Origin of the sequence: Microbacterium sp. (assembly GCF_036823965.1) — a bacterium.
GTDB lineage: Bacteria > Actinomycetota > Actinomycetes > Actinomycetales > Microbacteriaceae > Microbacterium.
The window spans coordinates 468,656-490,383 of record NZ_DAITBE010000001.1; the positions used below are offsets into that span (position 1 = coordinate 468,656).

At 66.5% G+C, this 21,728-nt stretch carries 27 protein-coding genes and 1 tRNA gene; 13 read left to right on the top strand and 15 right to left on the bottom strand.

Annotated elements, in window-relative coordinates; all coding sequences use genetic code 11:
* Positions 1–74 precede the first annotated feature (74 nt).
* The 3 genes from V7Z82_RS02205 to serA all read left to right on the top strand — a co-directional run bounded on the left by V7Z82_RS02205 (position 75) and on the right by serA (position 2,617).
* Positions 75–533, top strand: coding sequence for a hypothetical protein (locus V7Z82_RS02205; protein WP_334147534.1), 459 nt, complete (start codon positions 75–77; stop codon positions 531–533).
* Positions 530–898, top strand: coding sequence for a hypothetical protein (locus V7Z82_RS02210; protein WP_334147536.1), 369 nt, complete (start codon positions 530–532; stop codon positions 896–898). Before V7Z82_RS02205 ends, V7Z82_RS02210 begins: the two co-directional genes overlap by 4 nt.
* Before the next feature lie 114 nt (positions 899–1,012).
* Positions 1,013–2,617, top strand: coding sequence for a phosphoglycerate dehydrogenase (gene serA, locus V7Z82_RS02215; RefSeq protein WP_334147538.1), 1,605 nt, complete (start codon positions 1,013–1,015; stop codon positions 2,615–2,617).
* Between the two features lie 55 nt (positions 2,618–2,672).
* Here the strand turns inward: serA and V7Z82_RS02220 are convergent, their stop codons facing one another.
* Positions 2,673–3,227 (bottom strand): TetR/AcrR family transcriptional regulator, encoded by a 555-nt coding sequence (locus tag V7Z82_RS02220; protein ID WP_334147540.1) that lies wholly within the window; start codon positions 3,225–3,227, stop codon positions 2,673–2,675.
* A gap of 87 nt (positions 3,228–3,314) precedes the next feature.
* Here V7Z82_RS02220 and V7Z82_RS02225 point away from each other — a divergent pair, with 87 nt between their 5' ends.
* From V7Z82_RS02225 to V7Z82_RS02265, 9 genes are all read left to right on the top strand, one after another.
* Positions 3,315–4,850: an MFS transporter gene (locus tag V7Z82_RS02225; RefSeq protein WP_334147542.1), complete on the top strand. Its 1,536-nt coding sequence runs from the start codon at positions 3,315–3,317 to the stop codon at positions 4,848–4,850.
* Positions 4,851–4,925: 75 nt separating this feature from the next.
* On the top strand, positions 4,926–5,969 hold the full coding sequence (locus tag V7Z82_RS02230; RefSeq protein ID WP_334147544.1) for a 3-isopropylmalate dehydrogenase: 1,044 nt from the start codon (positions 4,926–4,928) through the stop codon (positions 5,967–5,969).
* A 60-nt stretch (positions 5,970–6,029) separates the two neighbouring features.
* Entirely contained in the window at positions 6,030–7,130 is a 1,101-nt protein-coding gene (locus V7Z82_RS02235) for a branched-chain amino acid aminotransferase (protein ID WP_334147546.1), read from the top strand.
* An 87-nt stretch (positions 7,131–7,217) separates the two neighbouring features.
* The gene (locus V7Z82_RS02240; protein ID WP_334147548.1) at positions 7,218–7,994 is read left to right on the top strand and encodes a fumarylacetoacetate hydrolase family protein; all 777 of its coding nucleotides are present in this window, start codon (positions 7,218–7,220) and stop codon (positions 7,992–7,994) included.
* Positions 7,991–9,250 carry an MFS transporter gene (locus tag V7Z82_RS02245; RefSeq protein ID WP_334147550.1) on the top strand — a complete coding sequence of 420 codons (1,260 nt, stop codon included), beginning with the start codon at positions 7,991–7,993 and terminating at the stop codon, positions 9,248–9,250. Before V7Z82_RS02240 ends, V7Z82_RS02245 begins: the two co-directional genes overlap by 4 nt.
* Complete coding sequence (locus V7Z82_RS02250; protein ID WP_334147552.1) at positions 9,247–10,017, top strand: class I SAM-dependent methyltransferase; 771 nt, start codon at positions 9,247–9,249, stop codon at positions 10,015–10,017. The genes V7Z82_RS02245 and V7Z82_RS02250 overlap by 4 nt, the downstream gene beginning before the upstream one ends.
* Positions 10,018–10,029: 12 nt before the next feature.
* On the top strand, positions 10,030–11,535 hold the full coding sequence (gene gltX / locus V7Z82_RS02255; RefSeq protein ID WP_334147554.1) for a glutamate--tRNA ligase: 1,506 nt from the start codon (positions 10,030–10,032) through the stop codon (positions 11,533–11,535).
* A gap of 98 nt (positions 11,536–11,633) precedes the next feature.
* Positions 11,634–11,705, top strand: a tRNA-Gln gene (locus tag V7Z82_RS02260).
* A gap of 277 nt (positions 11,706–11,982) precedes the next feature.
* Positions 11,983–12,459, top strand: coding sequence for a hypothetical protein (locus V7Z82_RS02265; protein ID WP_334147555.1), 477 nt, complete (start codon positions 11,983–11,985; stop codon positions 12,457–12,459).
* Positions 12,460–12,620: 161 nt separating this feature from the next.
* Here the strand turns inward: V7Z82_RS02265 and V7Z82_RS02270 are convergent, their stop codons facing one another.
* The 14 genes from V7Z82_RS02270 to V7Z82_RS02335 all read right to left on the bottom strand — a co-directional run bounded on the left by V7Z82_RS02270 (position 12,621) and on the right by V7Z82_RS02335 (position 21,280).
* Positions 12,621–13,907 carry a tyrosine-type recombinase/integrase gene (locus V7Z82_RS02270; protein ID WP_334147557.1) on the bottom strand — a complete coding sequence of 429 codons (1,287 nt, stop codon included), beginning with the start codon at positions 13,905–13,907 and terminating at the stop codon, positions 12,621–12,623.
* 28 nt (positions 13,908–13,935) lie between these two features.
* Positions 13,936–14,241 (bottom strand): hypothetical protein, encoded by a 306-nt coding sequence (locus V7Z82_RS02275; protein WP_334147559.1) that lies wholly within the window; start codon positions 14,239–14,241, stop codon positions 13,936–13,938.
* Positions 14,238–14,504, bottom strand: coding sequence for a hypothetical protein (locus V7Z82_RS02280; protein ID WP_334147562.1), 267 nt, complete (start codon positions 14,502–14,504; stop codon positions 14,238–14,240). The genes V7Z82_RS02275 and V7Z82_RS02280 overlap by 4 nt, the downstream gene beginning before the upstream one ends.
* Before the next feature lie 3 nt (positions 14,505–14,507).
* Positions 14,508–14,711, bottom strand: a complete 204-nt coding sequence (locus tag V7Z82_RS02285) for a hypothetical protein (RefSeq protein ID WP_334147564.1) — start codon at positions 14,709–14,711, stop codon at positions 14,508–14,510.
* Between the two features lie 17 nt (positions 14,712–14,728).
* The gene (locus tag V7Z82_RS02290; RefSeq protein ID WP_334147566.1) at positions 14,729–15,478 is read right to left on the bottom strand and encodes a recombinase family protein; all 750 of its coding nucleotides are present in this window, start codon (positions 15,476–15,478) and stop codon (positions 14,729–14,731) included.
* Positions 15,472–15,783, bottom strand: coding sequence for a hypothetical protein (locus tag V7Z82_RS02295; RefSeq protein WP_334147568.1), 312 nt, complete (start codon positions 15,781–15,783; stop codon positions 15,472–15,474). The genes V7Z82_RS02290 and V7Z82_RS02295 overlap by 7 nt, the downstream gene beginning before the upstream one ends.
* A 186-nt stretch (positions 15,784–15,969) precedes the next feature.
* On the bottom strand, positions 15,970–16,176 hold the full coding sequence (locus tag V7Z82_RS02300) for a hypothetical protein (RefSeq protein WP_334147570.1): 207 nt from the start codon (positions 16,174–16,176) through the stop codon (positions 15,970–15,972).
* Positions 16,173–17,006, bottom strand: coding sequence for a hypothetical protein (locus V7Z82_RS02305; protein WP_334147572.1), 834 nt, complete (start codon positions 17,004–17,006; stop codon positions 16,173–16,175). The genes V7Z82_RS02300 and V7Z82_RS02305 overlap by 4 nt, the downstream gene beginning before the upstream one ends.
* 1 nt (position 17,007) lies before the next feature.
* Complete coding sequence (locus tag V7Z82_RS02310; RefSeq protein ID WP_334147574.1) at positions 17,008–18,402, bottom strand: AAA family ATPase; 1,395 nt, start codon at positions 18,400–18,402, stop codon at positions 17,008–17,010.
* Positions 18,392–19,045 (bottom strand): hypothetical protein, encoded by a 654-nt coding sequence (locus tag V7Z82_RS02315; RefSeq protein WP_334147576.1) that lies wholly within the window; start codon positions 19,043–19,045, stop codon positions 18,392–18,394. The genes V7Z82_RS02310 and V7Z82_RS02315 overlap by 11 nt, the downstream gene beginning before the upstream one ends.
* 63 nt (positions 19,046–19,108) lie before the next feature.
* Positions 19,109–19,327 carry a hypothetical protein gene (locus V7Z82_RS02320; RefSeq protein WP_334147580.1) on the bottom strand — a complete coding sequence of 73 codons (219 nt, stop codon included), beginning with the start codon at positions 19,325–19,327 and terminating at the stop codon, positions 19,109–19,111.
* Positions 19,328–20,064: 737 nt separating this feature from the next.
* On the bottom strand, positions 20,065–20,658 hold the full coding sequence (locus V7Z82_RS02325) for a hypothetical protein (RefSeq protein ID WP_334147582.1): 594 nt from the start codon (positions 20,656–20,658) through the stop codon (positions 20,065–20,067).
* Between the two features lie 14 nt (positions 20,659–20,672).
* On the bottom strand, positions 20,673–21,044 hold the full coding sequence (locus V7Z82_RS02330; protein ID WP_334147584.1) for a hypothetical protein: 372 nt from the start codon (positions 21,042–21,044) through the stop codon (positions 20,673–20,675).
* A gap of 23 nt (positions 21,045–21,067) precedes the next feature.
* Positions 21,068–21,280 (bottom strand): hypothetical protein, encoded by a 213-nt coding sequence (locus V7Z82_RS02335; protein ID WP_334147586.1) that lies wholly within the window; start codon positions 21,278–21,280, stop codon positions 21,068–21,070.
* A gap of 112 nt (positions 21,281–21,392) precedes the next feature.
* On the opposite strand from V7Z82_RS02335, the gene V7Z82_RS02340 reads away from it, so the two are divergent.
* A complete protein-coding gene (locus V7Z82_RS02340; RefSeq protein WP_334147588.1) occupies positions 21,393–21,578 on the top strand; it encodes a hypothetical protein in 186 nt (61 codons plus the stop codon).
* The last annotated feature ends 150 nt before the right edge of the window (positions 21,579–21,728 follow it).

A 21,728-nucleotide genomic window follows, 5' to 3' on the forward strand; every position in this document is an offset into this window, starting at 1 on the left:
TCCTTCCCCCGACGATGGGCCGCAGGGCCCGGATGCCCCCGAGCATAGTGGACCGGGTGTCCTACGCTGGGGACATGACTTCCGATTCCGATGACGCCCTGAGCTGGGACGGCGACGACGATGCGGCACGCCCCGCTCCGGCCCTCCCGAAGGGCTGGGATGCCGTCGGGAAGGGCAGCGAGGCTGTCGGGCATCTCGATGCCGACGGTACCGTCACGACGGAGGACGAGCGGCCCTCGCTCAGTACCGCGCTGCTGCTCGTGCTCGGCGTGGTCGGCGGCGTGTACCTGCTCTACACGATCGGCTGGGTGATCGGCGGACTGCGGCTCAAGCCGCTCGCGAATCTCATCGTGGCCGACGCGATGTTCGTGCCGTGGTTCGTGCTCGCGGTCGCGGCCCCGCTGCTCTGGTTCCTCGCCTCCTGGGTGCTCACCCGGGGGAAGGCGACCTGGATCCGCATCAGCGTGCTCCTGCTGGGAGTCGTGCTCCTCGTGCCCTGGCCCTTCGTCACGGTGGGAGTGATCGGATCATGAGCGACGCACACATCCACGCCCCGGGGACCGCTGCTGCCCGTCGCAGCCCCCGCTGGCTGACCGGCGTCGTCCTCGGCCTCGCCGGCCTCTTCTACGCCTACGCCGTGTGGAACGCGGTCGCGCACCTGATCGGTTTCGCGCAGAGCGGGCTGACAGGCATCGGCTGGGTGACGCTGCTCTTCGGCGTGATCTTCCCTGCGCTCGTGTTCGCGTTCGCATACGTGATCGGTCGTCGTCGCAGCATCGGCGAACTCGCACTCGTGCTGCTCGCCGGACTCGGCGTGGCGGCTGTCTTCTGGCTCAGCCTGCTCGGCTACAGCGTGCTGAACATGCAGGAGCTGATCGACGTCGCGCCGCTGTCGTAACGCGTCACACGGCACGGAGCCGGGAGACCGCTCGGGTACAGTGGAGATGATCGCGCCCCCTGGTGTGCGGCGCATCGGCCCCTCCCGCCTGCCGCGTTCCCAGAAGGATTCTCTGTGCCGAAGCCCGTTGTCCTCATCGCCGAAGTGCTCTCTCCCGCCACGATCGAGGCCCTGGGCCCCGACTTCGATGTCCGTCACGTCGACGGCACCGATCGTGAGGCGCTGTTCTCGGCGCTGGCCGAATCGGATGCGGTGCTCATCCGCTCCGCGACCCGCATCGACGAGGAGGCGCTCACGCACGCGCCGAAGCTGAAGGTCGTCGCACGCGCCGGCGTCGGACTCGACAACGTCGACATCAAGGCGGCCACGTCCGCCGGTGTCATGGTCGTGAACGCGCCGACCTCGAACATCGTGTCGGCCGCCGAGCTCACGGTCGGTCACATCCTCAGCCTCGCCCGCCGCATCCCGGCGGCGCACGCCTCGCTGTCCGCAGGACAGTGGAAGCGCAGCTCCTTCACCGGCGCCGAGCTCTTCGAGAAGACCGTCGGCATCGTCGGCCTCGGCCGGATCGGCGCACTCGTCGCCGCACGCCTCGCAGCCTTCGACATGCGCGTCGTCGCGTACGACCCCTACGTCACGTCGGCTCGCGCCCAGCAGCTCGGCGTGCAGCTCCTGACGCTCGACGAGCTCGTCGCCGAGTCGGACTTCCTCACGATCCACATGCCGAAGACGCCGGAGACCACCGGCATGATCGGCGCGGAGCAGTTCGCCGCGATGAAGCCGACCGCATTCGTGGTCAACGTCGCCCGCGGCGGCCTGATCGACGAAGAGGCCCTGCATGAGGCGCTCGTCGCCGGCGAGATCGCCGGTGCCGGACTCGACGTGTTCACCTCGGAGCCGCCAGCAGAGGGCGGATCGGCGCGTCCGCTGCTCGACCTGCCGAACGTCGTCGTCACCCCGCACCTCGGTGCGAGCACGGAGGAGGCGCAGGAGAAGGCGGGCGTCTCGGTCGCGAAGTCCGTGCGCCTCGCGCTCGGCGGCGACCTCGTGCCGGATGCCGTGAACGTCGCCGGCGGCGTGATCGACCCGTACGTGCGCCCCGGCATCTCGCTCGTCGAGAAGCTCGGCCAGATCTTCGCGTCGCTCGCGACCTCGCCGCTCACCAGCCTCGACGTCGAGGTGCACGGCGAGCTGAACGACTACGACGTGAGCGTGCTCAAGCTCGCAGCCCTCAAGGGCGTCTTCACGAACATCGTGAGTGAGACCGTCTCGTACGTGAACGCGCCGCTCCTGGCTGAGCAGCGCGGTATCGCGGTGCGTCTCATCAAGGACGACGTGAGCGACGAGTACCGCAACGTGATCACGCTGAGCGGCGCGCTCTCCGACGGTTCACAGCTCTCGGTCTCCGGCACGCTCACCGGTCCGAAGCAGGCCGAGAAGCTGGTCGGGATCAACGACCACACGCTCGAGCTGCCGATCGAGAAGCACCACGTCGTGATGCTCTACACCGACCGCCCCGGCATCGTCGCGGTCTACGGCCAGAAGTTCGGCGAGGCAGGCATCAACATCGCCGGCATGCAGATCGCCCGTCAGGCGGCTGGTGCACAGGCGCTCAGCGTGCTGACGCTCGACTCGCCGGTGTCGGAGGAGCTGCTGGAAGACGTGAGCGCCGCGATCGAGGCCGACCTCTTCCGTCAGATCGAGATCACCGAGGTCTGAATCTCAGACGTCGGATCGAAGGCGGGGGTGCGAAGGCGCTCCCGCCTTCGTCATGTCAGGAGGCTGCGGGTGCCGTGGCGCGGAGCACGAGCTCGATCAGCTCGTCGAGCTCGCCGTCGCGGGGGACCAGGCGCTCCGGCCCGTTCAGGTCGAGGGAATTGTTGAAGTAGAGCCCATCGCTGAGCAGCATCACGAGATCGAGGCTCGCGATGTCCCGCACATGCGGACGGATCTCGTCCTCCCAGAGGCGGCGGGTGTGCCGCAGCATGTCGCCCGCTGCCGCGGAGCCGCCCTGCGCCAGTCGTGAAGCGGCGATGAGTGCGCGGTCGAGTGCGTCATCCTCCATCACCGAGGTGCGCACGTAGTAGACCACCGGGCCCTCCGGGGCCGCTCGCATGCGCTCGAGATCAGCGAGCGTCAGCGCCTCCAGGCGCTGGAGCAGTCCGGCCTCGAGCTCGTCCTTGGAACCGAAGTGGTAGAGCAGTCCGCCCTTCGACACGCCGGCTGCCTTCGCGGTCGCATCCAGCGTGGCCGTCCGTTCACCCTCGGCGATGACGATCGACTCGAATGCGTCGAGCACGCGCTCGCGGGCGAGGGGAGGTCGGGGCATGGGGGAGTCCGTTCACTCGGCGGATTCTGTTACTATACCAGCTGGACGGTTTAGTTTCAGATCGTCGACAGGTCAGAGAGGTGTTCCATGAACCGTACTGCGTCGATCCCGACGACAGAGACGGATGCTCCGCGCGCCGGAGCGCGCGGCTGGGCGGCGCTCGTCGTCCTGATGCTGCCGGTCCTGCTCGTCTCGGTGGACAATACGGTGCTGAGCTTCGCGCTCCCCGAGATCTCCATCGCGCTCTCGCCGAGCGGTGCCGAGCAGCTGTGGATCATCGATGTCTACCCGCTCGTGCTCGCAGGACTCCTCGTGACGATGGGGACGCTCGGAGATCGATTCGGACGGCGCAGGATGCTGCTGATCGGAGCCACCGGATTCGCCCTGGTCTCGGCACTCGCCGCCTTCGCGCCGACCGCCGGCCTCCTGATCGCCGCTCGCGCGCTCCTCGGCTTCTTCGGCGCCATGCTGATGCCCTCGACGCTCTCGTTGCTGCGCTCGATCTTCCAGTACCGCGATCAGCGCCGCATGGCCATCGCGGTCTGGGCCTCGGCATTCTCCGCTGGTTCAGCACTCGGTCCAGTCGTCGGCGGGTTCCTGCTCGAGCACTTCGCCTGGGGCTCCGTCTTCCTGATCGCTGTCCCGGTGCTGATCCCGTTGCTCATCGCCGCTCCGCTGCTGGTGCCCGAGAGCCGCGACCCGCATCCCGGCCGCATCGACCCCATCAGCATCGCGCTCTCGATGGCTGCGATGATCCCCGTCGTCTATGCGATCAAGTCCCTCGCCGTCGACGGGCCGAGCCTGGTCGCGGGCGCCTGGGCGCTGCTCGGCATCGTGATGGGCGTGCTGTTCGTCCGCCGTCAGCTGCGGGCGGAGATCCCCATGCTCGACATGGCGCTGTTCCGGCGGGGCACGTTCTCCGGCGCGATCCTCGTGAACCTGCTCAGCGTCGTCGCGCTCGTCGGCTTCCTGTACTTCGTGTCGCAGCACCTCCAGCTGGTGCTGGGGCTGTCGCCGATGGTCGCCGGGCTCTCGCTGGTCCCCGGCATGGTCGCGATGATCATCGCCGGCCTGAGCGTCGTGCCGATCTCGCGTCGTGTGCCTCCGCACATCCTGGTGCCGTCGGCCCTGGTGTTCTCGGTCGCCGGCTACCTGATCGTCGCGTTCACCACGCACGAGCACGGGGTCGCGCCGCTCGTGATCGCCTTCGTCGTGCTGGGCATCGGCATCGGCGCGGCGGAGACCATCTCGAACGAGCTGATCCTGTCGAGCGCACCTGCCGCCAAGGCGGGAGCTGCGAGTGCGGTGTCGGAGACGGCGTACGAGCTGGGCGCAGTGCTTGGCACGGCCGTGCTCGGTGGCCTGATCACGGCGTTCTACCGCGGTGCGCTGGTCCTGCCGGCCGGGCTGCCGACCGACGTGGCCGACGCAGCGCGCGAGACGCTCGCCGGCGCGTACATCGCGGCGCAGAAGCTCCCGGGTGAGATCGGCACCGCGCTGTGGGATGCCGCGGCCGACGCGTTCGGCTCCGGCGTCATGGTGACGTCGCTGATCGGCGCGGGACTGGTCGTCGTGGCCGGCGTGATCGCGGGCGTCACACTGCGCACGCGCACCTCGCGCTGAGCACTACGCTGGTGGGACCGGCCTGAGGGGTCCGTGAGGACACCGGGCCGGTTCCCACCCGCCTGAAGGAGTGTCATGTCGCGTGTCGTGAAACTGGCCGTCATCCCCGGGGATGGCATCGGCCCCGAGGTCATCGCCGAAGCGGAGAAGGTGCTCGACGCCGTCACCGCCGACAGCGATGTGCGCTTCGACAAGACCCGCTTCTCGCTCGGCGCAGCCCGCTTCCTCGAGACGGGTGACACGCTCACCGACGACGACCTCGCCGCGATCGCCGCGAACGACGCGATCCTGCTCGGTGCGGTCGGCGGCACGCCGGGCGACCCGCGTCTGAAGGACGCGAACATCGAACGCGGGCTGCTGCTCAAGCTGCGGTTCACGCTCGATCACTACGTCAACCTGCGCCCGTCGAAGCTGTTCACCGGTGCATCCGGTCCGCTCTCCGACCCCGGTGAGATCGACTTCGTCGTCGTCCGCGAGGGCACCGAGGGTCCGTATGTCGGCAACGGCGGCGCGATCCGCGTCGGCACGCCGCACGAGGTCGCCAACGAGACCTCGGTGAACACGGCCTTCGGCGTCGAGCGCGTCGTTCGCTACGCGTTCGACCTCGCGGAGCGCCGCCGGAAGAAGCTCACGCTGGTCCACAAGACCAATGTGCTCGTGCACGCCGGCGCGATCTGGAAGCGCATCGTCGACGAGGTCGCCGCTGAGCATCCGGACGTGGCGGTCGACTACCTGCATGTGGACGCTGCGACCATCTTCCTGGTCTCAGACCCCTCGCGCTTCGACGTGATCGTCACCGACAATCTGTTCGGCGACATCCTCACCGACCTCGCCGGCGCAGTGACCGGCGGCATCGGACTCGCGGCCTCGGGCAACATCAACCCCGATGGCGCCTTCCCGTCGATGTTCGAGCCGGTGCACGGCTCGGCACCCGACATCGCGGGGCAGCAGAAGGCCGATCCGACGGCGGCGATCCTGTCGATCGCGCTGCTGCTCGACCACCTCGGTCTGACGGATGAATCCGCTCGCGTGAGCGCAGCGGTCGAGGCGGACATCGCCGCGCGCACCGACGCGCGCTCCACGGCGGAGATCGGGTCCGCCATCGCCGCGCGGCTCTGACCGGCGGCGTAGGCTGAGATCGCGCGAGGACGCGCCACACCCAAGGAACGGATGAGGAACATGACGACCATCGACGCACAGGCGGCCGTGGCGCCGCTCGATTTCGCTGTCACCAAGAACCTCGCGGCGGCCTCGACTGCCCGCGTGGCGGAGGTGCACGAGAGCCCTGGCTTCGGCGTCGTCTTCACCGATCACATGGTCGACATCTGCTGGTCGGCCAAGGGCGGGTGGCACCGCCCCCGCGTGCAGCCGTATGGTCCGATCGCACTCGACCCCGCGGCATCCGTCCTGCACTACGCGCAGGAGATCTTCGAGGGCATCAAGGCGTACCGTCACGCCGACGGCTCGATCCACACCTTCCGTCCCGACCGCAATGCGGCACGGATGCAGCAGAGCGCTCGACGCCTCGCACTCCCGGAGCTCCCGACCGAGTACTTCATCCAGTCGCTGCGCGAGCTGATCGCGGTCGACGGTCGTTGGGTGCCCTCCGGCGCGGACCAGAGCCTGTATCTGCGTCCGTTCATGTTCGCCAAGGAGGCCTTCCTGGGTGTGCGTGCTGCGCAGAAGGTCGCTTACTACGTGATCGCCAGCCCGGCAGGCGCCTACTTCACCGGCGGCGTCAAGCCGGTGCGCATCTGGCTCTCCGAGGAGCACTCCCGCGCCGGCCGCGGCGGCACCGGCAAGGCGAAGACGGGCGGCAACTACGCCTCCAGCCTGCTGCCGCAGACGCTCGCGAGCGCGAAGGGCTGCGACCAGGTCGTCTTCCTCGACGAGAACGGCAATGTCGAGGAGCTCGGCGGCATGAACGTCGTGTTCGTCTTCAAGGACGGTCGCGTCGTGACACCCGAGTCAGACAGCATCCTCGACGGCATCACGCGCGACTCGCTGCTGCAGCTCGCCGAGGACCGCGGCTACACGGTGGAGCGCCGTCCGATCTCGATCGACGAGTGGCGCTCTGGCGTGGCCTCCGGCGACATCGTCGAGGTGTTCGCCTGCGGCACCGCCGCCGTCGTCACCCCGATCGGCGCGCTGGTCGGCGAGGGCTTCGACGAGCCGCAGCCGATCGGCGAGCTCGCACTGTCGCTGCGCGAGGAGCTCACCGACATCCAGTACGGCCGTCGTGAGGACACGCACAACTGGCTCCTGCGTCTGGACGCCTGACGCAGGCACCGACCCACGTCGAGACCCTGCTTCGTGAAGGCTGCGAAGCGGGGTCTCGCGCGTCTGCGCGCTGGCTAGGCTGGTGGCATGAAGATCGCCCGATTCAGCCATGACGACGCCATCCTGTTCGGAATCGTCGACGAGACCGATCTCGTCGTCCTCTCCGGCGACCCGCTGTTCGCCGGGTACGAGCCGACCGGTGTGCGCGTGCCGATCGCGGATGCTGTGCTGCTCGCCCCGGTGATCCCGCGCTCGAAGATCGTCTGCGTCGGCAAGAACTACCACGACCACGCCGCCGAGATGGGGGGAGTGGCACCGGAGGAGCCGCTGCTGTTCCTCAAGCCGAACACCGCGGTGATCGGTCCTGGCGACACGATCGTGCGCCCGGCCATCTCGGAGCAGACCGAGTACGAGGGCGAACTCGCCGTCGTGATCGGCAAGGTCGCGAAGAACGTGTCGGCAGCGGATGCGCTGGACTACGTGCTCGGCTACACGATCGGCAACGACGTGACCGCGCGCGATCTGCAGCGCAAGGACGGCCAGTGGTCCCGTGCGAAGGGCTTCGACACCTTCTGCCCGCTCGGCCCGACCATCAGCACCGACTTCGATCCGGCCGAGGCGACGATCCAGACACGCGTGAACGGTGAGGTCCGCCAGCAGGCGCCGCTCACCGACATGATCCACTCGGTCGAGGACATCATCGCCCATGCCTCGGCGGTCTTCACGTTGCTCCCGGGCGATGTCATCCTCACCGGCACGCCGGCCGGCGTCGGCACGTTCGTTGCCGGAGACACGGTCGAGGTCGAGATCACCGGCCTCGGCATTCTGCGCAGCGCCGTGCGCGACGCCGTCCCCACGACATGACCACCGTGGCGCTGACCGCCGCCGAACAGGCGGCCGTCCAGCGCAGAACGGTACTGGTCCTCTCCATCGGACAGGTGCTCGGCGGCACCGCCTTCGGCGCGACCGTCTCGCTCGGGGCGCTCCTGGCCGCCGACATCTCGGGCAGCGACGCGCTCTCGGGCCTCGCGACCGCATCGGTCACGCTCGGGGCGGCGCTGTGCGCGATCCCGCTGGCACGGCTCGCCGCCCGGCTCGGGCGTCGGCGGGCGCTGACGCTCGGCAATCTGTTCGCGCTGCTGGGCATCGCCGTCGTGATCCTCGCCGCGTCGCTGCGGCTGTTCCCGCTGCTGCTCGTCGGCATCCTGATGATCGGTGCGGGCAATGCCGGCAACCTCCAGTCGCGGTTCGCGGCGACCGACCTGGCTGCGCCGGCCCATCGTGGCCGCGACCTCTCGGTCGTGGTGTGGGCGACGACGGTCGGCGGTGTCGCCGGTCCACTGCTGCTCGGGCCGGGTGAGGTGGTCGGCCAGGCGATCGGAATGCCGCCGCAGACCGGTTCCTACGCGTTCTCGTTCGCCGCACAGGCCGCGGCGCTCGTGCTGTACCTCGTGGCGCTGCGCCCTGACCCGCTGCTGGCCGCCCAGCGGCTCGCGACAGCTGCCGCAGCGACGACCGCGGTGCCCTTCCTCGACCGCCCGAGGGTGGCCCGCTACGCGATGTTCGCGGTCGCCGGATCGCACGTGGTGATGGCCTCGGTGATGGCGATGACGCCGGTGCACCTCTCGCACATGGCGCACGGCGCGCACGGCATGGAGGCCACACCCGCCGACGTGTCCCAGTTGGTCGGTGTCACGATCGCGCTGCATGTGGCCGGGATGTACGCGCTCTCGCCCGTGTTCGGCGTGCTCGCCGACCGCTGGGGACGCCTGCGGGTCGTGCTGCTCGGGCAGGCGCTGTCGGCGGCCTCGCTCGGCTTCGCGATCTTCACGAACGACCAGGCGTGGGGTGTGATGATCGCGCTGATCCTGCTCGGCCTCGGCTGGAGCGCAGCCACCGTGGCCGGGGCCGCGCTGCTCACCGAGGCGTCGGCCCCCGAGCTGCGCACCCGCAGGCAGGGTCGCAGCGATTCGCTGATGAGTCTGAGCGCGGCGGCCGGTGCAGTGCTCGCCGGCGTGATCCTGTCGAACTTCCAGTACGCGGGGCTCGGGATCGCCGCCTTCGTGCTCGTGCTGGCGATCGTGGCGCTCGCTCCGCTCGGCCGGATGAGCGAACGATGAAGTCCTGGGATGGCGTCGGGGAGGCATACGCGGCCTCGTATGCTTCCCTGTGTGCCGGGACCGGTGACACGCTGATCCGGCTGCTCGGCGACGCAGATGGGCGGAGGCTGCTCGACGTCGGCTCGGGGACCGGCGACCTCGCAGCGCGATTCGCCCGCCTCGGGTGGGATGTGATCGGGTGCGAGCCGGAGGACTCGATGCGGTCGGTCGCGGAGCGGGAGCATCCCGGCATCCGATTCGTCCGGGGCGCGCTGCCGGATCTGCCGTTCGCAGACGGTTCCTTCGATGCCGTGACGGCGAACTTCGTCCTGAACCACGTGCCTGACCAGCGGCTCGCAGCCCGCGGCATCGCCCGCATCGCCGTGCCCGATGCAGCGCTGGCGGCGACGATCTGGATCGACTCGCCGTCGTGGTTCTGGCGCGAGGTGTGCGAACGCGCCCAGTTGGTGCCGGCGACCGGGGAGCGACTCGCGCCGGAGAAGGATTTCGCGCGCACCGCCCTCGGCTTCGCCGGGATGCTGGCCGAAGCCGATTGGCAGACGGTGGCCGCCGTGGAGGAGTCCTGGACGTGGCAGGTGGCTCCGGAGGCGCTGTGGCGATCGGCCGAAGGGGGAGTGGCCTCGGCCGGGCTGTTCTACCTGGGCCTGGACGACGACGAGCGACTGCGCTTCCGGCGAGGATTCGATGAACTCTGCGACGAACACGCGCAGGACGGGGTGGTCCCGCTCCGGCATACCGCGGCGGTGGCGGTGGGCCGCGCGGCCTAGAATCGAAGGGCTATGGCTACTCCTCACCCCCTCACCACGACCGCAAGTGGTGCCGACGTCCGCGTCCGCTTCTGCCCATCGCCGACGGGCCTGCCGCATGTCGGCATGGTGCGCACCGCGCTCTACAACTGGGCCTACGCCCGCCACAACGGCGGCAAGATGGTCTTCCGCATCGAAGACACCGATGCCGCCCGTGACAGCGAGGAGAGCTTCCGACAGCTCGTCGACGCGCTCACCTGGCTGAAGATCGACTGGGATGAGGGCGTGGAGGTCGGCGGTCCGCACGCCCCGTACCGCCAGTCCGAGCGCCACGACATCTACCGCGGCGTGATCGACAAGCTCCTCGCCGCAGGCGCCCTGTACGAGAGCTTCTCGAATGCCGACGAGATCGATGCCCGCAATGAGGCCAACGGCCGTGCGAAGCAGCTCGGCTACGACAACTTCGACCGTGATCTGACGGACGAGCAGAAGGACGCCTTCCGCGCAGACGGCCGTCAGCCGGCGCTGCGCCTTCGGGTGCCCGATGAGGACCTCACCTACGTGGACCTCATCCGTGGCGAGGTCACCTTCCCGGCAGGGTCCTTCCCCGACTTCGTGGTCGTGCGCCCGAACGGTGTGCCGCTGTACACGTTCGTCAACCCGGTCGACGACGCGCTGATGGGGATCACCCACGTGCTGCGCGGCGAGGACCTGATGCCCTCGACCGCCCGCCAGCTCGCGCTGTACGCCGCGCTGATCGACGCGGAGGTCACCACGTTCGTGCCGCGGTTCGCGCACATGCCGCTCGTGCTCGGCGAGACCGGCAACAAGAAGCTGTCGAAGCGCGACCCGCAGGCCGACCTGTTCCTGCACCGCGACCGCGGATTCATCCACGAAGGGCTGCTGAACTACCTGGCGCTGCTCGGCTGGTCGATCGGACCCGACCGCGACATCTTCTCGCTGGACGAGTTCACCGCTGCGTTCGACATCGTGAACGTCAACCCGAACCCGGCCCGCTTCGATCAGAAGAAGGCCGAGTCGATCAACGGCGACCACATCCGGATGCTGGCGGAGAAGGACTTCGCGGAGCGCACGGTCCCGTATCTCGCCGCAGCCGGACTGTTCGACGAGCCCACCCACGAGCAGCTCGTGATGGCCTTCCGGGTCGCACCGCTCGTGCAGGAGCGCGTGCAGCTGCTCGGCGAGGTGCCCGGCATGGTCGGCTTCCTCTTCGCCGACGAGGTGTCCTACGACGCCGATGCGCTGAAGGGGCTGCCGGCGAACGCCGCCGAGGTCCTCGATGCCTGCGTCGCAGCCCTCGAGCCGCTCGAGGACTTCGTGCCGGAGAAGATCCAGGAGGCGCTCGCGACCGCGCTGGTGGAGAACCTCGAGCTCAAGCCGCGCGTCGCCTACGGGCCGCCGCGCGTCGCGATCACCGGTCGCCGCATCTCGCCGCCGCTGTTCGAGTCGATGGAGCTGCTCGGCAAGGATGAGTCGCTGCGTCGTCTGCGCGGACTGTCCGCGACGCTCTCGAGCTGACGCGACGCGCCCGAGCGGCGACGGACGTGGCCGGTTTTGGTGTTCGGTCGCCGCTCGGGTAAGCTTGAATCTCGGTGCGGGAAGCGATTTTCGCCCCTTGGGGTATGGTGTAATTGGCAACACGACGGTTTCTGGTTCCGTTATTCTTGGTTCGAGTCCAGGTACCCCAGCACTTCACAGAAGCCCGGAATTCCGCACCAAAGCGGACTGCCGGGCTTCTTGTTTTGGTGCCCGGTGAGGTGTCGATCCCCGGTAGATCCCCGGTAATTTCGCAGGACCACCGATGTCTGAGCCGCGACCTATGATGAACGCATGTGGGCTTCGGTAGCGTGGGGGATTGGGCGTCGTCCGAGCACCCCTGCCGTAGAACCGGCTGGCGCTGTCGCTGAGCGCACCAAGCGCATACGTGTTCTCAATGCCGACCTAGAGGTACTGCGAGCGGCGGCCTTGGAACGCACGCGCCTCATCGAGACAAAAGCATCTTTCGTGGTCGTTGCGGCCGGTGTTCTCGCTTCAGCCACCGGCACTCAGCTGGTCACTGTCGATACATGGCTCGCTGGTTTGATTCCGTTCGGGCTGACCATCGCGACCGTCGTGGTTTCGTCTGCCGCGTTGTGGCCCAGGAAGCTCGACATTCCATCCGCACGAAGCCTCGTTGATGCTTGGGTTGAGAAGGACGAGCCCGTCGAGAATCTCGAAGATTACTTGCTTGAGGTGAAGGCCGTAGAGGTCAAACTTAGAGATGATCAGAACGAGCTGCGCGTCAAGCTGGTCAAGCGCGCCTTCCGCCTTCTGATTGCTAGCCTCGCCGCAGCCCTGCTTGTCGCTACCCTTAACGCAGTCAGCCCTGTCCTTTGGAGTGATGATGTCCAACAGCAACGAGTCCAACCCCCAGCCAGCCCCCAAGCCCCAGCCACGCCCTAACGTTGGCGAGGCATTCAAGCCGCTCACAGGCAGCGGAGAGCCGCCGAGGACAAAGTGACCGAAGACGAGAAGCCCAACCCGAAGCCGGAGCGCCCTGACGTGGCGCCGTCGTTCAAGGAGATCCACGAGGACCTTCGAGATACCAAACCGCGGACGACTAGCTAGAGTCCAATCCGCGCCGCCGGCGGACGACTCGCGACGGCCGCCAGGCGATCCATGTCGTCGATGTAGTCGTCACCGAAAAGATGTAGATAGTGCTTGTACATCGTCGCAATGTCAGCATGACCCATGTACTTGGCGGCACGTTCGATCGGGATGCCCGCCGCCGCGCATGCGCTCGCGAAGAAGTGGCGCAGGTCATGCCACCGCACAGCGGGGATATTCAGCACAGCCAATGCCGGAAGGAAGTGCTTCTGATAGAGATTGTTGTGATTGAACTGCGCCGTCCAATCCAGCGCACCCCGCGTCTTGCCGCCGCCGCCCCGCTTGCGTCCCGGCCAGAGTGGAGCGCTCGCGTCGTGCGCGAACGGGTGTTCGGCGAGATACTCACGCAGCCGGGCGACAAGCACGTTATTGAGCGGCACGTTGCGGATCGAGTTGCTGGTCTTCGGCGTGATGAACTCCCACCCCACCTTCGGAGTGAACTGCGCCTGCCGCTGCACACGGACGAACGGCTGGCGAGCGAACAGATTCACGTCGCCAACCCGCAGGGCCTCTAGTTCCCCGGCGCGGAGTCCTGAGTATGCGGCAAATTGCACGATCAGGCCGTCTGGCGCGTTGTGAGAGTCCAAGTAGCTGACAACCGACGAGATCTGCTCGGGAGAGAGGAAGGTCAGTTCGAAGTGCTGCACCTTCGGTATACGCACTGGCGAGCAGGGGTCCGCAGCAATCAGCCGTAGGCCCAGCGCGTACTTGAACACGGACGCGATCAAGACGTAGCGATTGCGGATGGACGACTGCGAGTAGGGCCTGCCGGTCCGCTCCGACACCTCTGAGCGCTGCTTCGCCAACCAGGCCTCCACGTCCATGGTCGTGATCTGCGAGATGCGCCGGTTTCCGAAAGTCGGATAGAGGTGGAGTCGGAAGTTCGCAGCGTTGTCACGTCTGGTCTTGGGCTTCAGCGTGTGCGCGTGAGCAGCTTGCATCAGCTCGGCTACCTCCTGGAAACGCTGAGTCTTCCCGGTCATGGGAGCAGTGTTCCCGCCTGCTTCAAGTTCGAGATCTACCTGAAAGCAAAACCGGGTGGCTTTCTCCTCTGCCAGCTTCGCGATGCGCTCGATCGGGCGCGGCTTGACCTTGCGTCCGCGGGTATCTGTGCGGTCGTCGGGGTCAGCCTTGATCGGGAACGTCTTCTGTCTATCTTTGCCGTTGAGGTCTTCCCATCGCACCTCCCAGACGTAGCCGACGGGGGAGTTTTTCCGGGGTACTTGACGCTTCCATGCAGGCATTAGCTTCTACTCCTTGGTGAGGGCGAGATCAGAGGGTGGATCGGGTGGGTGCGGGGTATTCGCCGGGGAGGGCGCGGGCGATGCGATGCGTGTAGTCGAATGAGCCGACCTTCCAGTGCAGCTCGCGCTCGGTCTGCCAGATGAACTTGCCCCAGATGCGGATGCGGCCGTGCTTGCGGCTGATCGAGCCGATGACGACGGGGCACTCGTCGTCGACCACGATCACGTCGCCGGGTTGGAGGCGCTGCGCCTCGACGGGAGCCGTGGCCGGGCGCAGGTTGTAGCGGGTGCCGAGCGTCTTCCGCGTGGGGAACGGGCGGTGCACGGTGATCACTCCTCTGGAGCCTCGGGTACAGCGCGGGTGAAGGTCTTGTCGGCGCGGATGGGGCCGATGACCCAAGGCGACCGCACCTGATACGGCGACTGCACGACGAACCGCACCAGGTCGGGTGCCTTCGGGAAGGTGGAGGCCTTCTCGACGCGGACCGGTGCGGAAGGCTCCTTCGTACGGTGGTCGCGGCGGGCGAAGATCAAGTCGCCTTCTGCGATGTCGCCTGCGGTGACGGTGTCGCCGGGTGTGTACGTCTGCTTGGGCATGATTCAGTCCTTCTCGATGAGGTTGGCAAGGTTGGCGAATGTCTCGGCGGCGCGGCGTAGCTTCGCCGGGGCTTCCTCGCGCTCAGCGTCGGTCAAGGTGCGGTCCGGCCCCATGTAGATGGTCGCCAGCGCGGCCGCGTCAACGACTTCCGCTCGGAGGGCTTCGACGATGCGCATCGAGTGCGCTTCGTGATCGGTCATGGACATGTGTTGCTTCTCTCTGTTCATGTGGCGCGGGTGCGCTCGCGGTTGTCCTTGGTGGGGTCGATAATCTGGTGCGCCGGGACGGGCGGGCGCGACAGGATGCGGCTGACGACAGGGCTGGTCCACCGACCGCCGCGCTTGGTGGGGTGGCCCTCCGTGGCGAGGACGCCAGCGATGGTGGACATGGTGTCTCCGGCGGCGCGCAGCTCGTTCATGCGGGCGAGGGCGTCTTGCTCCTCGGGGACGGGGTAGAGACCACCGTCGCGGGCGATGTAGCCGTAGGGTGCAGGTCCCACGGAGCGACCGCCAGCAGCAGCCTTCGCCTTGCGTCCGTCACGCATGCGCTTGACGACCATGCCGCGGTCGAGCTGGGCGAACACGCCTGCCATCTGTCGCATGGCGGTGCGCATCGGGTCGTCAGGGTCGTCCTGCATGACCTCGCCGACGTCGGCCGAGTGCACCGCGCGGTTGTGCTTCCACGCCTGAGCTAGGACAGCCTCTTGCACGGTGAGGGTGCGGGCGAGCCGGTCGAGCCGAGCAACGAGGAGAGCGTCGGCGTCGCCGTCCTGGAGCCGGGTGAGGGCTGACATCAGGCCGTCACGCTGGGCGGCATCGAGAGTGCCGGACACACCCTCATCGCGGAACGTGGCGACGATGCGCAGGCCGTGTGCCTTGGCGTAGGCACGGCAGGCTTTCTCCTGAACATCGAGGCCGAAGCCGTCGACCTGACTCAGGCTCGATACGCGAAGGTACAGGACCGCGCTCACCATGCACCGCCGTCCCACAGAGCCTTGCTCGCGTAGCCGCTGGAGCCGCCCGAGGTGAGGTAGACGAACTCGGCCTCTACCTCGTCCACGCGGGGTGACGGGTCCAGCCGCTCCGGGCAGCCGTGCTCGTGACCGTCCATGCCGCCGCACACCTGGCACTCGGTATCGTTCACGGGAGCGCCGTCGTCGTTGCCGGCCACAATCGCGCTCGCCACCTCCCACAGGGGATAGTTCGGCTGGTACGCCAGGCGCACCTCGGCGTCGGGGTTCAACTCGGCGAGCTGCTCGATCAAGTCTTGGACCTTCATGGGTGTCTCCTTGGTGTGGTGATTCCGGGTCTGCCGCCGATTCCGTAGAACTGGCGGCGACCGAAGTCTCCTCGAACATATGTACGAAGGCAAAGCGCCCGGCGAGTCTCGTTCTCGTCGCAAGATCGGCCTCGTGGCCTGCTGGCCATATGCGTGGTCGGCGGGGTCATCCCGCACCCCGAGGGCTCAGGGAGGGATATCGCCACCAGGTGACCCCTCCTCGTGTGGCTCCGTCGCATCTACGTGGCGAGCCATGACCAGAGCGAACAGACGCCGGGCGTAGATCTCGGCTTCGAGCCAGAGATCCGGGTCGTCCGCGACGATCAGGAGCCGTTCGATGCTGATACCCAGTTCCCAGCGACGGCGGACCCGGTCGAGCTTGTCCGCGCTCATCTGCGCTGCCGCTTCCGGGGCTGGCTCATCGTGGCCTCGGAGTTGCGCGTGTGCCTGTCTCCGGCCCGGTCAGCATTGCGCTCCCGCTCGGCGCGCCTCACCCGCTGCAACTCGGCGTCCTCGCGGTCCTGCTGTTCGGCCATCGCTTCGTCGTCATCGCTCCGACCGCTCGCACGGCGTGATCTTGCACTCGCCGGAGCGCCACCCAGAGTCTCGCGCTCTGCTGCTTCCATGCGGGCGCGTTCGACCTGGCTCAGGGCACGCTTGGGGTCGCGGCTGCGAGCGCGCTCGACCTCGGCGAATACGGCGCGGTCGTGACGGTTCTGCACCTCGGGGTCTCGCGGCACCAGCGGTGCATCGTCATCTTCGATGACGACGGCATCCATGATGTTGTGGTCGTCGGTCTCCACATCGACCAGGGCATCCCCAACAAAGTCCAAGAAGGATCGTGGCTGCTCTACGCCGATCTGCAAGACGGTCTTCTCGGACACACCTGCACGGTTGAGCAGGTCTTGCGCGATCTTCGTGCGGAGGTCGATGTTCACTTCGGGGTCGGCCATGAACTCAACGAGCATGTCAGCGGCATACCCAGACGCCTGGGCGATGCGCTTCGCGGCGGCGGTCTTGGCGACCCTCGTCGCTGATCCGTGCCATCTGCACGACCGCATCCCCAGGGCGCAGTAACGCTTGCAGCGCTCGCCAGTGCGCTTGCTGATGGCGGGGCACTGACGCTTGCTCTCCATCAGGTGCGCGTCGTTCAAGGGGTTGTGCCGTTCAAGGGGACGCTTCTGCCGGTCGTTCTTATCGTCGTTCTGTCTTTTCTCAGTCATGTCACTTCTCCAACTTCTGATCTGCGGTGTTCTTGCTTGCGGGTCGTCTGAACCGAGGTGAAGAAACCGGCTTGTCCCCGGGAGCCGAATCTTCGGACTCTTCTCGAATTACTGAGGTTTCTTCGGCATGCTCGGTTTCTTCACCCACAGGAGAAACCGAGTCAAAGTGCCAGATCCACGGACCGTTCATGAGCCCGGGATGCTTGGTGGATTTGATCGCCGGTCGTGCCTTCATCCGGGCTGACTTGATCTGGGGCTCGGTCCATCCGATCCCCTCCATGCCTTCGGCGATGACGGCTGCTGCTTCGGCACGACCGCCGCGCGCCGACAGATAGCTCACGATCCACCGCGCACGGTCGGCGACGTCTTGACTGACGGCCTCACGGTTGACCAGCTCCTCCACGGATACGTCGCTGTCGCCGACGATCTCGACGTAGGCGTACTCACCGACGCTCTCGTCGTCCAACTCGACCTGCGTACCCACAAGCCGGTAGGCCAGCGAGCCGGTGCTCTCCTCGGGGGCGTAGTTGCCCTTCACCTGAGACATCACCACCTGATCTGAGGCCTCGTCCTTGGCGAACAGCATCACGGCGCGCGCGGCATCGTAGTAGGCGTGTGAGCCGGAGAGCAGATCGTTCGAGCGACCACCGCCCTTCACCGTGTGCATGATGCCGATCACGGTCGAGTTAGTTTCGCCAGCGGCCATCAGGAGCGGGTCCAGCGCGGCGCGGACGATGTTGCGCTTGTGGTCGTCGGCTTGGATGAGGGAGGCGATCGGATCGATGATCAGGACGCACGGCCCATAGTGCTGGAGCGCTTGAAGGATCAGCGGCATGTCGAGCATCAGGTCGGGCACGCGGTCGCCAGTTGCCTCTTCCACTGTTTCGCTGATGGCGACGCGATAGACCTCGTCCATATCCGCACCGACGGCCTGGAGGCGCGGCTTGACCTGGGTCTCCCAGTCGTCCTCGACGCTGACGTAGAGAATCGGGAGTCGCTTGCCGAAGAAGTCACCGGGCAGTCGGCCCTGCTGCAGCTCAACGCCCAGATAGAGCGCGAACGTGGACTTTCCGACTCCGCCACGGCCACCGAACAAGGCCAGGACGCCGAGAGGGATTCGCCCCTCCCAGAGGAAGCGCTGCCGGGTGGACTTGATGTCCGAAGCCTTCGTGACGACCAGCTCCCGGCGTGCCGAAGAATCCTGCGGTTTTCCGGAAGAATCTGAAGAACGCGCCCCCGGGGTGTTCGCTGCTTTCTTCATCTCGGCGGCAGCCACGATCTCGGCGATATCGTCGGCAGACTGCACACGATGACGACGCTTACGTTTGACGGGCTCGGGCAAAGTCTCGATTGATCGCGCGTTCAGCTTGAACGATCGGGTGTTGTCAGCGGGCATAGCCAGCCCTCGCATTCGTGGACGGGGTCCAGAGGGCTGCGCACGCGGCGAGCTTCTCAGGGTTGACGGTCACGGCCTGCTCGACGGTGTAACCAGCAGCCAGGTGGTCGGCGACATCCTTCAGCCCGCCCCACGGACCCCGAGCGCGCTTGAACACGATGGCTCCTGGGTAGCCCAGCTTGTGCAGGTGCATCGCCCGCATGATGGCGTCGTGTGCACCGACCGGTGCTTTCTCGGCGGTGTCCTTGTCTACCCAGATGATGACTCGGGGTGCGTCGTACAACCACGCCATCTGTTCGAGGGTGACCTTGTTCGCGCCCTGATGCACGCTCGTCGCTGCATAGCCGAGATCGATCAGCGCGCACGCGTCCTTCTCGCCCTCGCAGCTATGCACGGTCTGGCCATCGCGGATGGCGTTGAGAATGGCCGGCAGGTTGAAGATGAGCCGGTCGGCACCTTCAGGCTTGCGCATCGCGCCGATGCCGCCGAAGGCGTGCGGGTCGAAGTACCGAAAGTCCTTCGTCCGTCCTCCTGGTGCAGGGTTATCGATCGCGTATCTGATCTTCTGGAAGGCGATCCGCCCATCCTGGTCTGTGAAGTCGTATCGACAGACTTCGCGTTTCCGCCGTGCTGTGTCGTTCATGGTGTCCTTCGTGGTCGATGCGGAGAGCTGAGCTTTAGTGACGCTCGAGAGAGGTCGGAAAGGTCAGTGCTCTGCGTCGATGGAACGCGCGGCGATGAATGCGGCGATCTGGCGCCCCGAATGTCTAACCGCTGCGCCGGACAGACGCACGCAGCCGAGCCGCTTCGCCTGGCGAGCATCGATCACCTGGCGCGGCGAGAGCGTGAGCAGCTCAGCGGTCTGCTCCGTGGTGTAGAGGCGGTCGTCTTCGAGAACGAGTTTGGTGGAGTCTGATGCAGACATTTCCGGAATCCCTTCGGGATCGAGCCGAAGGGTCTACAAACAACAAAAGCCGAGTGCAGAACCCCTCGACATGAGTTGTCGTATGGAAAGTTCTGCTGCTCGGCCAGGTTTGGTGCGGATTATTTGCTCTCACTCAGGGGAACACGACTGCGCGTCGCTCTTGATCCTGACGGCCGTAGCTGCCTTCTCTTCTGGTCGCTTGCGCCTTGCACCTCTCATTGGAGATGTTCGGGGCAGCGTATTCAGTTGTTGGTGCTCCGGGACTGCCGGAGCGGAATCACTCTACTACGAGATCTGTCGTCAGTGAGGCGTGTTCCGTCGTTTCCTCGGTCTACGCTCCCATGCGAGGTTCGAGGCCCTACAGTTCTTTCGGTCTCCGTCGAGATGGACCACCTCGCGATGCCGGTAGAACGGTCGAGGTCGCGGAACGAACGTGCGCGCGACCAGAATCGCCACAGGCACCCAAGGCTTGGCGCGCACTCGTGGCGTGGAAACATCCACGCAGAGAACACCGTTCACGATCCGAGGCTTCAGTCGCTGGCCGTCTGATTTGCGATGTATCCACCCGCTTGCATCGGCACGTAGACCTGGGAACCCCGGTATCGAGCGCCCAGCCTGGGCACGAGAGTAGGGTTTGTTCGTCGCAATCACGGGCACGTTCATCCCGGCGACATCCTTCATGTTGTTTCCCTTGTGATGGCGGCTCGTCAGCTTCGGTTGGCGGGCCGTTGTCAGTGTCATCGGCGCTTCGCTGGGGTGATGGGGCGGAAGCTGCTGAACGGCATCACGGCAATAAGGCGCTGCACCTCGGCGTAGGGATCCTGCATCTTCGGGATGTGGCTGTCGGCCTCGCGCATCGCCCGCGAGAGCTTCGGCATCGCCGTGTGTCGTGCCTCGTTCTGCAAAGCGACGAATCGCTCGGCCAGGTCGCTCGCGCTCCCGCCGCGCTCCAGCTCCGTAACCAGGTCGTTGAGGTTGGTCACGATCTCCTCGGTCTTGTCGATCAGGCCGGGGCGACGGGCGTGACGGTGACCGACGCCCTCCGTGGTGCCCATGACGTCGGCGATAAAGTTCTCGGCCCGGCCGATCATGAAGGCCTCCAGTTCTCGCACACGGTCGAACGCCGCCTGATCGATGGCCATCACGGCTTCGATCTCTGCCTGGCGATTCCCGTACTGAGCCTCGCGGGCCGCGATGCGCGGGTTGTCCAGCGTGCCGGGTCCAATGTTGTTGACAATCGTTCCACCGGTGTCGCGGTAGCGGGCGGTGTCCTCGGTCGATGTTGCCGGGGCGGTGTCTTCCGGACCAGTCACTCGGGTTGCAGTAGCCATGTTGGTGTCCTTTCTCAGATGCGCCGCGTGCGGCGGGTCATGTCGGCGAGGCGCTCCTGTGTGGTGCGCTTCCGGTCTTCGGCTTCGAGTGCGACCTCGAACTGATCGAGTGCGCGGTCGAGCGCTGCCTCGACACGGCTCTGCGTGGTCTTGAGCTGTTTCTGCACGGTGCGGAGCTTGGCCTCTGTCGCGGCGGTGCTCTTCGGATAAGCGGGCAAGCCGTTCTCATCGAACTGCTTGTAGTTCTGGTCGATCGCGTATCGGGGCTCGGCCATGATCTTTTCCTCCAGGGGTGTTGTTGATGCGGGTGTCAGTGGGTCGCCGTGCTCGGCGATGTGGGTCTCGTACTCGTCCAACTCGGCCTGTGTCAGGTGCGCGCGCGCCATGTCGGCGGCGCTGAGCCGAGTGCTCATCGGCGGCTGTATGTCGTCGGCTCTAGCGCCGACGCGAGCGCCGGGTCGGTGAGGGCGAACGGTTGCAGGCCAGCGATGAGCACCTGTCGTGTGAACGCGGACTTGCTGAGTCCGGCCGCTGCGGCCAGCGATGCGATGGCATTTGCCAATTCGACGGGAACTTGAGTTCGCACATCGACGCTTTCTGGAAGGTGCTTAGGTCGCGCCATATTTCCTCCTGAATTAATTGGGGCGTTAAGGCTATTATCTCTTGCGTTTTGAATGGGTGATTTATGAAAGCGAGAGAATAGACGCAACCGATCGCAACTAGGAGATGGAACAATGGCACAGCGATATGACAACCCGAGCGAGTATGGCGGCGGAGACGGGATGAACGTCCGTACACCTGCCGGCCAGCCCTGCGAGCTGAGCGTGGCTGAGCGAGCACGGCTCATGCGTTCCGCCGGGATCAACGACAGCCTGCCGAACGGCACTGATCCGGAGGAGTATGGTCAGCGCCTCGCATAGACCCACCACCGCGCCCACGAGGATGGCGCGTAGCCAACGAGAACGCCCACCGAGCGGGAGATGCCCAGCCGGTGGTGTTCTGCGTGGTGACCGAGGCGGTGCCGAGCGTCCCGCCGCGCGTGCGACGCCCGGCGCTACGTCCGGCACGTT